Genomic DNA, 14,390 nt, shown 5'->3' with positions numbered 1-14,390 from the left:
TTCTTAAAGTGTCCACATCATATAGAAGTTATCCGCTCACAAGTCAAGTAAGTCGACGCTGTCCTCGGTCGAATCGAGTTGACGCGCACGCGGATCTGCATCGCTGCGCGGCGCCAAGGCGCTAAGCGGCTCAGCTCATGCCCAGGGTCATGCTTTCAAAGACGCTTGATCTCGACGCCGTATTTCCTCAGCACGTAGCCAATCTGGCGCGGGGTCAGCCCAAGCAAGCGCGCTGCCTTTGCCTGCACCCAGCCACATCTTTCCATGGCAGCAATGACGCGCTCTATGTCGGGCGTCCTCGCGCCAATTGGGTGGGTTGCGCCGGCAAGCGGGCCTGTAGTCGCGGCCGAACTGGCGGCCTCGTCCGAGGGCGTGGCCAAATTCGCTGACTCCGGCAGGATCGGCGGTGGTTGCAGCGCGGCCTTGCCCGATCTGCACTTCCACAGCGCCTCGGCAAAGCATTGGCCTTGGGAGCAGGCAAAGTCGTTTCTCCCGATTGACAGTCCCTCGGCCAGGATCGCTGTCCGGTGCACGCAATTTTCAAGCTCGCGAATGTTGCCGGGAAACTCACATTTCATCAGCACTTCAATCGCACGCGGATCGAAGGTGAGCGTACAGCCGTTCTCGTCGTTGAACTTCTTGAGAAACTCAGCTGCGAGGAGCGGAATATCGCTGCGCCTTTGGCGCAATGCTGGTACCAGCAAGGGAACCACGTTGATGCGGTAGTATAGGTCGGCGCGGAACTCATTCCTTGCAACCGCCTCTTCCAGGTTCCTGTTCGTGGCGGCAATCACGCGAACATCGACCTTGATGGTCTGATTGCTGCCGACGCGCTCAAACTCCTGCTCCTGCAGCACGCGCAGTAGCTTTGCCTGGAACGAGGCCGAGATCTCGCCAATCTCATCCAGAAACAACGTCCCCTTGTCAGCGAGCTCAAAGCGCCCCTTGCGGGAATTGAATGCGCTTGTGAAGGCACCCTTCTCATGACCGAACAATTCGGATTCCAGGACTGTCTCTGGGAGCGCTGCACAATTGAGTTTAACGAAGGGCCGCTTGGCGCGCGGCGACAACTCGTGAATTGCCTTGGCAGCCAGCTCCTTCCCGGTACCGGACTCACCTCGCAACAGAACTGTGGTTTTTGCCTTCGCTACGACCGCGATCTTCTCCAGCAGGGCGCTTATCGCCGGACTGTCACCAATCATCCCCTCGACGTGAACCTTTTTGCGCCGGGGTGCAGGGTGCTTAACATCAGAAAATTTCGTTTGCAGCCGATGTTCCAGCTCCGGCGCTCGCTCGCGGTCGGCCGCGGAGAAGCGATGCAACTTGACTGTCTGTCCCACCATGTTGGCAATCATGGTGAGCAGCCGGACATCATCGTCGAGCCGATAGCTTGACCTGCTTTCCAAAACCCGGTCCAAAGTCAGCGCGCCTATGGCGTTCCCATCAACACGAATGGGAACGCCGATGAACGACACGGTGTCGGAGGGCCCAAGCACCTCGATATCAGCGGCAGTGAAGGTCGGATGCATCGCTATGTCGTCGGCGACGAGCGGCGTGTCGGTCGTCACAATCTGATCGATGGCGTTGCGCGGCAGGCGCGACCGGGAGGGCTCATTGCCGTTCGTGCCGCAGCCGCTGGCCACTGTGATGTCCAGTCCGCCCTCGGCATCGCAGAGAGCGATGATGCCGTGCCGCATCTGCACAAACGAGTGCAGGAGATCGACTACCTTGGCCAACTTGAGTTCGAGCCGGGCGGCATCGGCGAGTACTTTCGATATTTCGAAGATGCCGGTTAGCGCGCGCTCGTGCAATGCCACATTCGCAGGATTCGTGTCGGACTTTGGACAACCCTTTATCGCATTCGGCAGCGATATGCCGCGGTCGCGGGCATTCTGTTCTGACTTGCTAATGTTGTGGTGCATGTGATCCTCGATCTCGCGCCATCAAATCTAGGCTGGCGGCATGTGCGCCCGCGACGTCGCGGGCACGCGCGAAAATGCTCCGACGTGAACTCGTGCCGCCGCCGTGTGGTCGAGTGCAAAGCGGGTCTAGCCCTGACGCATGGCTTGGCTACTCCCTCCACGAGGCTTGGCCATGTTATTGGCTTGCCCCGGGCAAACACACGTTGTTTTCAAAAGACTGGAGCGAGGCGGCATAGTCAATCGAGCTTTCTTTCATCTGTGAAAGGAAACCTCGCGGCCTATGATAGGATTCATCAGTTCTATCTTTGCGTTGAAGCAGAAATACCTGGGCCGGCCATGCGTTGCCCGAGCGGCTGACCGCGCGGAGTGTGAATGCAGGGCCGTGCCATTCACCAGCGCCAGCGAAGGAGGGGCGGGAGCGATAATAACCGGGCCAACGGCACTGGTCGGTTGCGGCAACCGCCATCTTTCTCGAGTTGATCAGGCGGCGGCGATGTTGCGTGTGAAGGCGCCAAGCTGGCGTCGAGTACGACTTCGTAGGCGGTGCTCGCAACTTCTGAATCGCATCGTCGTGGTCAGCACCATCACCAGCCTGGGGCCGAAATCGGCACACTCAATGAGCGTATCGAAAAGTCTGAACAGATTACGATGCGACCGCTTGAAAACGGCTGCCCCTGCTGCGGGCGTTGATTTGCAAAATGGGTCGTCCAAAAGGACCGTCCGAATTTATTCTGTGCATTGCAGTGGCTGCATGGTCGTAGGCTGTCCAGAAACGAGCGCTTCCGAACAGGGGTAAGTTAGCCTGTCATCTGGACGGCCTTGAACAGGCGACCTATTGGTACGCGCTGGCGCCAACGATGGGGCCCGGTCCAAAGCCGGCTAATGAGGAACCCACCACGCTCTGTGCAGCAAACCGCTAGCCAGAGGGATCGACCGGCAGCACTCTGCCAGAGACCATCAAGGGCGTTCGGACCGCGGCCTTGCCCGCTGGTCTGACACCGCATTCCTCCATCATTGGCGAGCCCACGTCAGTTCAGGTGGGATTCATCTGGCATGGGTATTGCGGCGGCGTTGGTGCAGCGTTCGACCGGAGCGCCGCGATAGGGAGAAGCCCGGGAGAAGTCACGCCACCTCGATCCGGTCAGGGAGAGAGAAACAGTGTCAGCTGCACAAGTCCGCGGCGCGAGTCCCGCGCCCCGCAAACCCTTCTACACCAAGCTCTACGCCCAGGTGCTTGCCGCCATCGCGCTCGGCGTCGCAATTGGCTATTTTTATCCGGAGACCGGCGAGAGCCTGAAGCCGCTGGGTGATGCCTTCATCAAGCTGGTCAAGATGATCATCGCGCCTGTCATCTTCCTGACAATTGCGACCGGCATTGCCGGCATGAACGATCTTCATAAGGTCGGCCGGGTCGCCGGCAAGGCAATGGTTTATTTCCTCACCTTCTCAACGCTCGCGCTGATCGTCGGCCTCATCGTCGCCAATGTCGTCCAGCCTGGCGACGGCCTGAACATCGATCCGGCCTCGCTCGATGTCCAGGCCGTGAATACCTATGCCGCAAAAGCCAAAGCGCAGTCGGTCACCGGCTTCCTGATGAACATCATCCCGCCAACGATCGTCGGTGCCTTCGCGGAAGGCGACATCCTGCAGGTGCTGTTCTTCTCGGTTCTGTTCGGCATGGCGCTTGCGATGGCCGGAGAGACGGGCAAGCCTGTCGTTTCCTTCCTCCAGGCGCTCATTGTGCCTGTCTTCAAGCTCGTCGGAATTCTGATGAAGGCCGCGCCGATCGGCGCTTTTGGCGCGATGGCCTTCACCATCGGCAGATATGGCATCGGTTCGGTAGTCAACCTCGCGATGCTGGTCGCGACGTTCTATTTCACCGCCTTCCTCTTCGTGTTCGGGGTTCTCGGCGCAGTCTGCCGCTACAACGGCTTTTCGATTTGTTCTCTCATTCGTTACATCAAGGAAGAGCTTCTGCTTGTCCTCGCAACGTCCTCCTCGGAGGCGGCGCTCCCGTCGCTGATGGAGAAAATGGAGAAGGCGGGCGCCAGGCGTTCGGTTGTGGGTCTCGTCATCCCGGCCGGATATTCGTTCAATCTGGACGGCACGAATATTTACATGACGCTAGCGGCTCTCTTCATCGCACAGGCGACGAACACGGATCTGTCCATCGGCGATCAGGTGCTGCTGCTGTTCGTAGCAATGCTTTCCTCCAAGGGCGCTGCAGGTGTGACAGGTGCGGGCTTCATCACCCTGGCGGCTACGCTCGCGGTAGTTCCGAGTGTTCCCGTTGCTGGGATGGCACTGATACTCGGCATCGACCGATTCATGTCCGAATGCCGGGCGCTGACCAATTGCGTCGGCAACGCAGTGGCATCCCTCGTCGTCGCACGCTGGGAAGGAGAGTTGGACCGAGCACAGATGAAAGCTGCCTTCAGCGGTCATCAGCTTACCGAGGCATCAAACCGGCTACCCTCCTGCAAGTAAGGTGGGCGGCCCACGACCTGTCAAGTCGCTTAGCTGGTCACATAACTGAACGACCGACCCGCAGCCTCTAAACGGCTCCTCACGGACCATGTATCAGAAGCGCTAAATGTGTGAGTGCAAATCTTCACCGCCCTTTAAGCGAATGAGCCTTTCAGTATACCCGACCGGTTTACGTCTGCAATGATGTTCGTCCAACACGCTGTGCCCATTCGTATGGGGACGTCTTCGTTTTGCTACCCGAAACCGAAACGCGTTAGGCGGACAGAGAGCCGGCCCGCGTCAAAAACCAATCAGAATAGGACCTATGACCAAGCGCCCCACAATTGCCGATCTCGCCCGCGAAGCCCGAGTCAGCGTAGCAACGATCGATCGGGTTCTGAACGCCCGCCATCCGGTGCGCGAGGAGACCGCGCGGCGGGTCCACGACGCCGCCCAGGCGATCGGCTATCATGCTGCCGGGCTAATCAAGCAGCGGTTGCGGCGAGACCTACCGCACTACCGTCTGGGCTTCATCTTGAGAAAACCGGCCCAGCATTTCTACCAAGATTTTGCGCGCGAGGTCGAAGCATCGGTCAATTTGGCCCAGTCCTTCCACGGTATTCCGCTCGTCGAATTCGCCCCGTCTCATATGCCGAGCGACCTGATCGCGCCGCTCAAGGAGTTGGGCGCACGCTGCCATGCAATCGCGATGGTGGCACCGGACCACCCGAAAATCACAGCAGCGGTTGAGGACCTCAAGGCCAAGGGCATTCCGGTTTTCTCGCTGCTTTCCGACTTCGCCGCCGGCGTGCGACAGGGGTATATCGGCCTCAACAACCGCAAGGTGGGGCGCACGGCCGCTTGGATGGTGTCCAAGGTCGCAAAACGGCCCGGCAAAGTGGCGGTGTTTGTCGGCAGCCATCGTTTCCAGGGTCACGAGCTCCGTGACGTCGGCTTTCGCTCCTATTGCCGTGAGAACGCGCCCACGTTCGAGGTGCTGGATCCGGTCATGAACCTCGAGAAACGGCAGATCACCTACGAGGCAACGCTTGATCTCATGCAGCGGGAGCCCGAGCTCGTCGGCTTCTATGTCGCCGGCGGCGGCATGGAGGGCGCCATCTCCGCGCTCCGAGAAGAGGGCAAAAGTCGGGATCTCGTCGCGATCGTGAATGAAATCACACCTGAGTCTCGGGCAGCGCTCGCAGATAACATCGTCACGATGGCGGTCGCCACGCCAATGCGCCGGCTTTGCCAGGAGCTGATAACGCTGATGACACGGGCTATCGAGACCGGCACCGCTGAAACACCCGGACAGACATTTCTGCCGTTCGACATCCATCTGCCGGAAAATATATGAAGGACTCTATCCTAAGCGGGGAGTTTCCTTTCATAACGAGAGAAAGTTGAATGATGGTCCCTCCACACGGGTGGGCGCACCCACGGGCTTTAGCCGCGGCCCAGGACGAAGAGCCAAATTGGGTACGGCCGCCCCTTAAGGCGGAAGCGCGAGGTAGATTGCCTGGATCCGCAGCGTCAACCTCCACCGGCTTCACTTGCCAACATGCCCGACGTTCTCGTGCAGGGGGTGTGGTCAATGATTCCGCACGGCAATAGCCGACCGAGGCCAGCACAGTCCATTTGGGATCGACCTCGTCGACCGCCATCTCCTCGCCTGGCTGCACGTGAAAAGCCGCGGCACAGCCGGCAAGGTAGGAATTTAGCCGGGGCTAACCATCTTCTGGGACTTCGCACGCAAATCGAGGCGGCAGTCAATTCAGTAGCAGCCCGGGCGTGTGTTCTGCTCGTTCCGGCCCCTCGCACTTAGCAAGGAACTGCGCCGCTCTGCCGGGCCAAAGGCCCAACGCCCGAAGGGCAACCGCTCCGACGCGATCGCGTCCGCCTCCAGAAGCCGCCATCGAAAGAATGCTCGCGTCGTCACCACCTACGGCCAAGGCGGGCAATCAAGGCAGCTGGCATCACTCTGCCACACATCCTCGACGAGCAACTCGCCTGAGATCAGCCCCAGAACGTAGGCAACACGCGCCGCGCCGGCGCTTGTCGAGATGCTGATCGGCCCGTCTACAGGGGGCGATTAGGTGGGGCTTAACATCTTCCGGGACTTCGCACGCGATTTCGAGGTGGCAGTCGGTACCAAGAAACGAAAGGTCGGATCGGCGTGCCCGAGACGCTCAATGATTTCAGGCAAAGGCGCCAGGCGAGATGCCTCCTGCAACATCATTTCCCGCATCCACATGCTTGCCGGATCACTATTGTGAAGCTCAGGCCATTGGACGGCTTCCGTGAATGCAGGAGGAGGAAGTGGCGGCGGAAGTTGGACAATCCGCAGGGGTGTTGCTTTTGCGAAATGCTGCGCCAGCCGTAAGGGCATGGTCCCGATGCGGTTGGTGCCTGACAGGACGGGCGGGATCAGGCTAAAGCCCTGTACGACAACTTCGATACGTCTCTCGAAACCGTGCTCGAGCAAATACCATTCCTCCATGGTGGGCTGCCGGGTGTGCCTGAATTTGAGCACAACATGTCCCATGCACAAGTATCGCTCGAATGTAAGTGGCTCCGACAGCTGCTTGTTCGTGCCGCAGCCTACGCCTACGAGCTTATCTTCGAACAGGGCTGCGCGAGGATGTTTCGACATGAACACTTCCGGCATGATCAGAAAATCAACGTCGCCGCGCCGGAGAAGCTCCTCGGGGTCGTCGCAAATAGGCAGACATTCAAAGCGAACGGCGGGAGCTTCCTGCGCAGCGCGCTCTACTATCTTCCTAAAAAACACGAGCGTGATGTAATCGGAAAGCATGATTCGGAAGAGACGATCCGATTGGGCCGGGTTGAAGGCGTCGGGGGAAATAATCGATAGCTGGATGTGCAGCAATGCGTCCCGGACTGCTGGGGCGAGCCCGTCGGCGCGCGGCGTCAAAATGAGCTCGCGGCCGTTCATCGTAAATAGCTCATCGTTAAAATAGGCGCGTAGCCGAGCAACGGCGGCGCTCATGGCCGGCTGGCTCAGGTTGATACTGCGAGCCGCGGCAGTGACTTTACGCTCCCTCATCAGAGCGTCCAGCACAACGAGGAGATTTAGATCCAGCCCTTTAAAACGCATGTCATGTTCTATCCAACGTGTGGATGCGTATCATTCAAACAATCAATTTTACGAATTTACGAGCCATGCATTAGAGGAACGGAAAGTGAGCGACGTCAAGCTCAAATCGACGACACGGGCCGGAACTCGAGAGAGCGTCTGGCTCACCTTCGCCAACGACAACGGCTGAGTGCAGCCACCAACGCCGCTTTGGTCGAGTAATGCGGCCGCAAAAACCAATATGAAGAGAGGTCCTGAATGCGCCATCAGGTGCAGTGGAAGTTGTGCTGGGAAAACGAGTTGCAGCTCTCCGATCACGTTAAGCTCGCCGAGTTCTTTCGTGATACGTACGGGCCGACTGGGGCGTCCAACGCAGAACCGTTCGAAGGTAGTCGAAGCTGGGCCGGAGCCAGGCCTGAACTCCGCGTAATCGCCTATGATTCAAGCGGTGTAGCGGCTCACATGGGCATACTGCGCCGTTTCATCAAGGTCGACGCGGTCGACCTGTTGGTGGCTGAGCTGGGCCTGTACGGGGTACGTCCGGACCTTGAGGGTCTGGGAATCGCCCATTCAATCCATGTCATGCTTCCAATACTGCAGGAGCTTGGCGTTCCATTCGCTTTCGGAACGGTCAGGGACGCGCTGCGGAATCATGTTGAGAGGTTCGGACGGCGATACAGCCCTATGGCCGTTTTGTCGGGAATTCGCGTGCGCTCCACCCGACCAGAGGCCCGCCTCGACCTGCCGCCCACACGCATCGATGACGCACTCACCATTGTTCTGCCAGTTGGACGGCCGATCAGCGAATGGCCCACGGGCACGATGATAGATCGGAACGGACCAGAGCTATGAGCTGGTCCGATTGCTTGTACGAAGTGCGCCGTGAGTGCTCTGACGGCACCGGCCGTCGAAGCGTTTATCTGACGTTTGACGACGGTCCCAATCCACTTTTCACACCGGAGATTCTCGACGTGCTGGCAGAGCAGCGGGTGCCGGCGACTTTCTTCGTCATCGGCGCCTACGCCTTAGAGCACCCAGATCTAATCCAACGGATGATCGCAGAAGGGCACGAGGTAGGCAACCACACGATGTCTCATCCGGACCTGTACCAATGCGGTTTCGGCGAAGTGCAACGTGAGGTCTTTGAAGCGAACGACGCCATCATGAGAGCGTGCCCGCAGGCCTCGGTCCGCTTTGTTCGCGCGCCCTACGGCGCCTGGAGCGAAGAAGTCTGCACAGCATCACAGATCGCCGGGCTGGCGGCCCTTCATTGGTCCGTCGACCCTCGAGATTGGTCTCGCCCTGGAGTCGAGGCGATTATTGATAGAGTGCTCGCCTCTGTCCGGCCGGGCGCAATTGTACTCTTGCACGACGGATGCCCTCCCGGCGAGTTGAGCCAGGGCGCTCACGCCGGCATGCGCGACCAGACGGTCACGGCGCTGTCCCGGCTGATTCCAGCACTGCGTGAGCGCGGATTTGTAATCCGCTCACTTCCTCAACATCACTGAACAAACGAGATCCCATGACACTTCTTGGTACAACCAGCACTGTGGCCATTTCGCTTTATGCACTGCTCTCGACTGCCTATAAGAGCATGCAAGGGCTTTATGCTATGCCGACAAAGGATTCGTCGGCATTGGAGGTTCTCGTCGGCTCCGACAAACTGCCCAGCGTGGATGTCATCGTCCCCTGCTTCAACGAGGATCCGCGCACGCTTTCAGAGTGCCTGGCTTCCATTGCAGACCAAGAATACGCCGGAAGACTTCGGGTCTATTTGGTTGATGACGGTTCTGGAAATCGCGAAGCCTTAGGAACTGTCCACGAAGACTACGCGCGCGACCCCAGGTTCGACATCATTTTGCTTCCCGAGAATGTTGGAAAGCGCAAGGCGCAGATCGCCGCGATACGCCGCTCATCAGGGGATCTGGTGCTTAACGTTGATTCAGACACGGTACTCGCACCCGACGTCATTTCCAAGCTTGTACCGAAGATGCGAGATTCAGCGGTCGGCGCAGTCATGGGTCAGTTGACGGCCAGTAACCGAACCGAGAGCTGGCTGACCAGGCTGATAGACATGGAGTACTGGCTGGCTTGCAACGAGGAGCGCGCGGCACAGGCTCGCTTCGGTGCCGTTATGTGCTGTTGCGGCCCATGTGCCATGTACCGCCGGTCTGCGCTCCTTTTGTTACTGGACCAGTACGAGTCGCAATTTTTTCGGGGCAAGCCAAGCGACTTCGGTGAGGATCGCCATCTCACTATCCTGATGCTGAAAGCAGGCTTTCGAACCGAATACGTTCCGAGCGCCATCGCGGCCACAGTCGTTCCGAACAGACTCGGACCGTATCTGCGCCAACAACTCCGTTGGGCACGAAGCACATTCCGGGACACGCTGCTTGGGCTGCGCTTGCTGCCTAGCCTAAATAGCTATCTCACGTTGGACGTGGTCGGACAGAATCTCGGCGCGCTACTCCTCGCCCTATCGGTATTAACGGGCCTCGCACATTTCGCACTGACAGGCACTGTGCCTTGGTGGACAGGACTGATGATTGTGTCCATGACCATGCTCCGATGCAGCGTGGTAGCATTTCGTGCTCGACAATTTCGATTTCTTGGCTTTTCGCTGCACACGTTCATCAACGTCTTTCTCTTGCTTCCGTTGAAGGCCTACGCGCTGTGTACCTTGAGCAATAGCGATTGGCTGTCACGAAGCTCTGCTGTCGCTACATCGAACACTGGGGGAAAACAGGCCCCCACCCAAACTCCGATCACTGGTTCCAGCAGGGCAGAATTCTCGCCCCATTCGGCTCCGCTTCGCAGGCTCAATCTTGCGCGGGATTCTTCGGAATTAGTCCTGTCGGACAACATTTGCGGCGACGAGTGATCGCTACTTACCTGATGGACGAGAGGTGCACGAGTTTGACCCAGAACGCGAATCATCAGTTGCTTGATCGGGAATTGGCCGCAGACGATCCGTGGCGCCTCGACGGCAATCCGTTCGAGCAGAAGCGCCACACGCAAATGCTCCAGCTGGCGCTTGCCCAAGGCTCCATTACAAATGCCCTCGAAGTCGGGTGCGCTGCCGGCGCATTCACGGAAAAACTAGACCCCTACTGCCAAGGGCTCACCGTCATCGATGTCGTGGCGCAAGCGATTGCTCGAGCACGTCAACGGATAAAGGAGCCGTCGCGCATCAACTGGATAGTCTCCGATGTTCAACAGTTTTCGACCAACGAGTTGTTTGACCTGATCGTTGTGGCGGAGGTCCTCTACTACCTCGGAGACATAGCCGAGATGCGCGCGGCCGTCAAAAACCTAGTGCGGGTGCTTGCGCCAGGCGGGCATCTGATCTTCGGATCGGCAAGGGATGCTAATTGCCGTCGCTGGGGTCACGCCGCTGGTGCTGAGCCGGTCATCGCCATGCTGAACGAAACGTTGATCGAGGTAGAGCGTCTTGAGTGTCGGGGCGAGTCGGTCAACGAAGACTGCTTGCTCGTCCGTTTCCGGAACCCGATTTCCGCTTCCTGATGAATCGAATCTATCGCCGTTAACGTGGAGACACTATGCGCATCTGTGGTACCAAGCTGACCCATGATGGGGCGATCGCCCTGGTCGAGGATGGACGGCTCGTCTTCTGCGTTGACCAGGAAAAGCGGCACAACGATCCGCGTTACCAATCCATCGATAATCTCGACGCAATTGTTGCCGCTTTAGCGGAGCAGCGGCTAGATCCTTGTGATGTCGATCAGTTCGTTATCGACGGCGGGGATGGCGAAGACGAGTCACAGTTTCAGGTCGGCAGGCAACCAAGCAACCGCCAGTTTTGTCGTCCCTCTCGGTAAAATGAACCCATGTCCATGGTAGCGATCGACCTTACTGACGTAAGCAAAACTTATGACAAGCTCGTTGTCGACAGGCTGTCGTTCCGCGTTGCGGCGGGGGAATGCTTCGGGCTCTTGGGACCGAACGGCGCGGGCAAAAGCACGATTGCGCGTATGGTCCTCGGCATGACATCGCCTGATGCGGGGAAGATTACTGTGCTCGGCGCTCCAGTGCCGGCGCGCGCGCGTTTGGCACGTATGCGCATCGGCGTGGTCCCGCAGTTCGACAATCTTGATGCCGCGTTCACTGTACGCGAGAACCTGTTGGTGTTCGGGCGCTACTTCCGGATGAGCAGACGCCAGATCGATGCGGTCATACCATCGCTGCTTGAGTTCGCCCGCCTCGAGAACAAAGCGGATGCGCGCGTCGCCGAACTGTCCGGCGGCATGAAGCGGCGCCTGACGCTCGCGCGTGCGCTGATCAATGACCCGCACTTGCTGGTGATGGACGAGCCGACCACCGGCCTCGATCCGCAGGCCCGCCACCTGATCTGGGATCGGCTGCGATCGCTGCTGGCGCGGGGCAAGACTATTCTTTTGACTACCCATTTCATGGAAGAGGCCGAGCGGCTGTGCGATCGGCTGTGCGTTATGGAGGAGGGGCGCAAGATCGCCGAAGGTCGCCCGTCCGAACTCATTGACGAGCAGATCGGCTGTGACGTGGTCGAGGTCTACGGCGGCAATCCGCATGAACTGGGTGCGCTGATCCGGCCGTACGCACAGCGCATCGAGGTGAGCGGTGAGACGCTTTTTTGCTATGCACCCGATCCGGAGCAGGTGCTGGCGCAGCTACGCGGGCGCACGGGTCTACGCCTTCTGCAGCGTCCCCCCAATCTCGAGGATGTGTTTTTGCGGTTAACCGGGCGCGAGATGGAGGACTGAACAATGGGCGAACGTTATGCGGCGGGCATGCCCGCCAATGCGTGGAATTGGGTCGCGGTTTGGCGCCGCAACTATCTTGGATGGAAGAAAATCGGGCTTGCATCGGTTCTCGGCAACCTCGCCGATCCGATGATCTATCTGTTCGGTCTCGGCTTTGGCATCGGAACAATGATAGGTCCTGTTGAGGGCACTTCGTACATTGCGTTTCTCGCGGCTGGCATGGTTGCCACAAGCGTGATGGCATCGGCGACCGCTGAAACGGTCTACGGGAGTTTCGGCCGCATGGGCGACCAGCGCACCTGGGAAGGAATGCTATGCACTCAGCTGACGCTCGGCGATATCTTACTCGGCGAATTGGCGTGGGCAGCCACGAAGGCCCTCATGGCGGGCACAGCAATCACTATTGTTGCCACCACGCTCGGATACGCATCGTGGCCATCCATCCTCTGCTTGCTGCCAGTCATCGCTCTCAATGGCCTCGCCTTCGCGAGTCTAGCGATGGTCGTCACGGCGCTTGCGCCCAGCTATGAATATTTCATATTTTATAATACGCTTGTTATTACACCCATGCTGTTCCTTTGCGGCGCGATGTTTCCGGTCAACCAATTGCCCGGCGCTTTTCAGTATGCTGCCTCCTTATTGCCGCTCGCACATGCAATCGACCTCATTCGTCCAGCGATGCTTGGCCGTCCGATTGACAAAATGGGCCTGCATATCGGCGCGCTTTGCATATACACGGTTTTGCCCTTCTTCTTTTCGATTGCTCTTTTTCGTCGAAGGCTGATGCGTTGACGCTACTCACCATTCGAATTGGATGTTTGGGCGCAACCCATTCACACGCCGCCTAGATCAAGACATGCGTTTTAAAGGACTCGATCTGAACCTCCTCGTTGTGTTGGACGCTCTGGTCAGGGAACGTAAAGTCACCGCGGCGGCCCGCAGTATTAACCTGAGCCAGCCGGCAATGAGCGCCGCCGTTGCTCGGTTACGCGCCTATTTCAGCGATGAGCTATTTACGATGAGCGGCCGCGAGCTCATTTTGACACCGCGCGCTGAGGGGCTCGCCCCAGCAGTCAGGGAGGCATTGCTGCACATCCAGCTATCGATTATTTCCTGGGACGCCTTCAACCCAGCCCAATCGGATCGTCGCTTCCGGATCATCCTTTCCGATTACATCACGCTCGTATTTTTTAAGAAGATCGTAGAACGTGCTGCGCGGGAAGCTCCCGCCGTCCGCTTTGAATGTCTCCCTATTTCCGACGACCCCGAGGAGCTTCTCCGGCGCGGCGACGTTGATTTTCTGATCATGCCGGAAGTATTCATGTCGAAACATCCTCGCGCAGCCCTGTTCGAAGATAAGCTCGTATGCGTAGGCTGCCGCACGAACAAGCAGCTGTCAGAGCCACTTACATTGGAGCGATACTTATCGATGGGGCAGGTTGTCCTCAAATTCGGGGACACCCGGCAGCTCTCCGTCGAGGAATGGTATCTGCTTGAGCACGGTTTCGAGAGACGTATCGAAGTTGTCGTACACGGCTTTAGCCTGATCCCGCCCGTTGTATCCGGCACCAGCCGCATCGGGACCATGCCCTTACGGCTGGCGCAGCATTTCGCAAAAACAACACCCCTGCGGATTGTCCAACTTCCGCCACCACTTCCTCCCGCATTCACGGAGGCCATCCAATGGCCTGCGCTCCACAATAGTGATCCGGCAAGCTTGTGGATGCGTGAAATGATGTTGCAGGAGGGATCTCGTATGATTCCTTTGCCTAAGAGCACCGGACGTCTCAGTTGTCCGCAAATTGAGAAACTGCTCCCCCCTCGACTATGAGAGGAGGCATGGATGGCGATTGGAATTGGGAGATTCCTGCATTGTCGAGAACGATGTGGAGAGAGCTGATGCTTCAGCCTAAGAGGTAGCAGCGATGCTGCGGCTGCATGAACTTGGCTGGTGGAGCGAACCGATGGGCGAAGGAATTCGGGTGCGCGCGCAACACGGTGCGTCGGTATCTCCGCCACGGCGGGACCGTTCCGTTTGGTAAACCTGTTCGGCCGACCGCGTTGACGGGCTGGACGATTGGCTGCGAGAGCGCTTGTTTCCGGTCCCCGCCGCCTGCGAGCCCGCAACTGCTCAGCAGAAGGGCG

General features: G+C 58.6%; 11 protein-coding genes and 2 pseudogenes. 11 read left to right on the top strand and 2 right to left on the bottom strand.

Annotated elements, in window-relative coordinates; genetic code table 11:
- Positions 1–155: 155 nt before the first annotated feature.
- Positions 156–1,922 carry a nif-specific transcriptional activator NifA gene (gene nifA, locus AC3CCE_RS01370; RefSeq protein ID WP_352626904.1) on the bottom strand — a complete coding sequence of 589 codons (1,767 nt, stop codon included), beginning with the start codon at positions 1,920–1,922 and terminating at the stop codon, positions 156–158.
- A 1,158-nt stretch (positions 1,923–3,080) separates the two neighbouring features.
- Here nifA and AC3CCE_RS01365 point away from each other — a divergent pair.
- Positions 3,081–4,409 (top strand): dicarboxylate/amino acid:cation symporter, encoded by a 1,329-nt coding sequence (locus AC3CCE_RS01365; RefSeq protein WP_352626906.1) that lies wholly within the window; start codon positions 3,081–3,083, stop codon positions 4,407–4,409.
- Between the two features lie 304 nt (positions 4,410–4,713).
- On the top strand, positions 4,714–5,745 hold the full coding sequence (locus tag AC3CCE_RS01360) for a LacI family DNA-binding transcriptional regulator (protein ID WP_023672231.1): 1,032 nt from the start codon (positions 4,714–4,716) through the stop codon (positions 5,743–5,745).
- Between the two features lie 735 nt (positions 5,746–6,480).
- Here the strand turns inward: AC3CCE_RS01360 and AC3CCE_RS01355 are convergent.
- The gene (locus AC3CCE_RS01355) at positions 6,481–7,506 is read right to left on the bottom strand and encodes a LysR family transcriptional regulator (protein ID WP_023807977.1); all 1,026 of its coding nucleotides are present in this window, start codon (positions 7,504–7,506) and stop codon (positions 6,481–6,483) included.
- A 237-nt stretch (positions 7,507–7,743) separates the two neighbouring features.
- Between AC3CCE_RS01355 and AC3CCE_RS01350 the strand changes: the two genes are divergently transcribed.
- From AC3CCE_RS01350 to AC3CCE_RS01310, 9 genes and pseudogenes are all read left to right on the top strand, one after another.
- Complete coding sequence (locus AC3CCE_RS01350) at positions 7,744–8,337, top strand: NodA family N-acyltransferase (RefSeq protein ID WP_023694280.1); 594 nt, start codon at positions 7,744–7,746, stop codon at positions 8,335–8,337.
- Positions 8,334–8,993 carry a chitooligosaccharide deacetylase NodB gene (gene nodB, locus AC3CCE_RS01345; RefSeq protein ID WP_023806351.1) on the top strand — a complete coding sequence of 220 codons (660 nt, stop codon included), beginning with the start codon at positions 8,334–8,336 and terminating at the stop codon, positions 8,991–8,993. Before AC3CCE_RS01350 ends, nodB begins: the two co-directional genes overlap by 4 nt.
- Before the next feature lie 14 nt (positions 8,994–9,007).
- Complete coding sequence (nodC, locus tag AC3CCE_RS01340) at positions 9,008–10,366, top strand: chitooligosaccharide synthase NodC (protein WP_023806352.1); 1,359 nt, start codon at positions 9,008–9,010, stop codon at positions 10,364–10,366.
- Positions 10,367–10,401: 35 nt separating this feature from the next.
- The gene (gene nodS / locus AC3CCE_RS01335) at positions 10,402–11,010 is read left to right on the top strand and encodes a nodulation methyltransferase NodS (protein ID WP_352520143.1); all 609 of its coding nucleotides are present in this window, start codon (positions 10,402–10,404) and stop codon (positions 11,008–11,010) included.
- Positions 11,011–11,045: 35 nt separating this feature from the next.
- Positions 11,046–11,279 (top strand): annotated as a pseudogene (locus AC3CCE_RS01330) (carbamoyltransferase N-terminal domain-containing protein); the annotation flags it as partial.
- A gap of 54 nt (positions 11,280–11,333) precedes the next feature.
- The gene (nodI, locus tag AC3CCE_RS01325; RefSeq protein WP_023706355.1) at positions 11,334–12,245 is read left to right on the top strand and encodes a nodulation factor ABC transporter ATP-binding protein NodI; all 912 of its coding nucleotides are present in this window, start codon (positions 11,334–11,336) and stop codon (positions 12,243–12,245) included.
- Positions 12,246–12,248: 3 nt separating this feature from the next.
- Entirely contained in the window at positions 12,249–13,037 is a 789-nt protein-coding gene (locus AC3CCE_RS01320) for an ABC transporter permease (protein ID WP_023687364.1), read from the top strand.
- Between the two features lie 64 nt (positions 13,038–13,101).
- Complete coding sequence (locus AC3CCE_RS01315) at positions 13,102–14,076, top strand: LysR family transcriptional regulator (protein ID WP_023806356.1); 975 nt, start codon at positions 13,102–13,104, stop codon at positions 14,074–14,076.
- An 8-nt stretch (positions 14,077–14,084) separates the two neighbouring features.
- Positions 14,085–14,344: pseudogene (locus AC3CCE_RS01310) on the top strand (hypothetical protein); the annotation flags it as partial.
- Positions 14,345–14,390: the final 46 nt, after the last annotated feature.

The organism is Mesorhizobium sp. P160187 (assembly GCF_057766425.1).
This window is presented reverse-complemented; position numbering and strand designations above follow the sequence as displayed.

Excerpts from the sequence above, each read along its gene's own strand:
- nifA (WP_352626904.1), bottom strand. The coding sequence starts at position 1,922 with ATGCACCACAACATTAGCAAGTCAGAACAGAATGCCCGCGACCGCGGC.
- AC3CCE_RS01360 (WP_023672231.1), top strand. The coding sequence starts at position 4,714 with ATGACCAAGCGCCCCACAATTGCCGATCTCGCCCGCGAAGCCCGAGTC.
- AC3CCE_RS01355 (WP_023807977.1), bottom strand. The coding sequence starts at position 7,506 with ATGCGTTTTAAAGGGCTGGATCTAAATCTCCTCGTTGTGCTGGACGCT.
- AC3CCE_RS01350 (WP_023694280.1), top strand. The coding sequence starts at position 7,744 with ATGCGCCATCAGGTGCAGTGGAAGTTGTGCTGGGAAAACGAGTTGCAG.
- nodB (WP_023806351.1), top strand. The coding sequence starts at position 8,334 with ATGAGCTGGTCCGATTGCTTGTACGAAGTGCGCCGTGAGTGCTCTGAC.
- nodC (WP_023806352.1), top strand. The coding sequence starts at position 9,008 with ATGACACTTCTTGGTACAACCAGCACTGTGGCCATTTCGCTTTATGCA.
- nodI (WP_023706355.1), top strand. The coding sequence starts at position 11,334 with ATGTCCATGGTAGCGATCGACCTTACTGACGTAAGCAAAACTTATGAC.
- AC3CCE_RS01320 (WP_023687364.1), top strand. The coding sequence starts at position 12,249 with ATGGGCGAACGTTATGCGGCGGGCATGCCCGCCAATGCGTGGAATTGG.
- AC3CCE_RS01315 (WP_023806356.1), top strand. The coding sequence starts at position 13,102 with ATGCGTTTTAAAGGACTCGATCTGAACCTCCTCGTTGTGTTGGACGCT.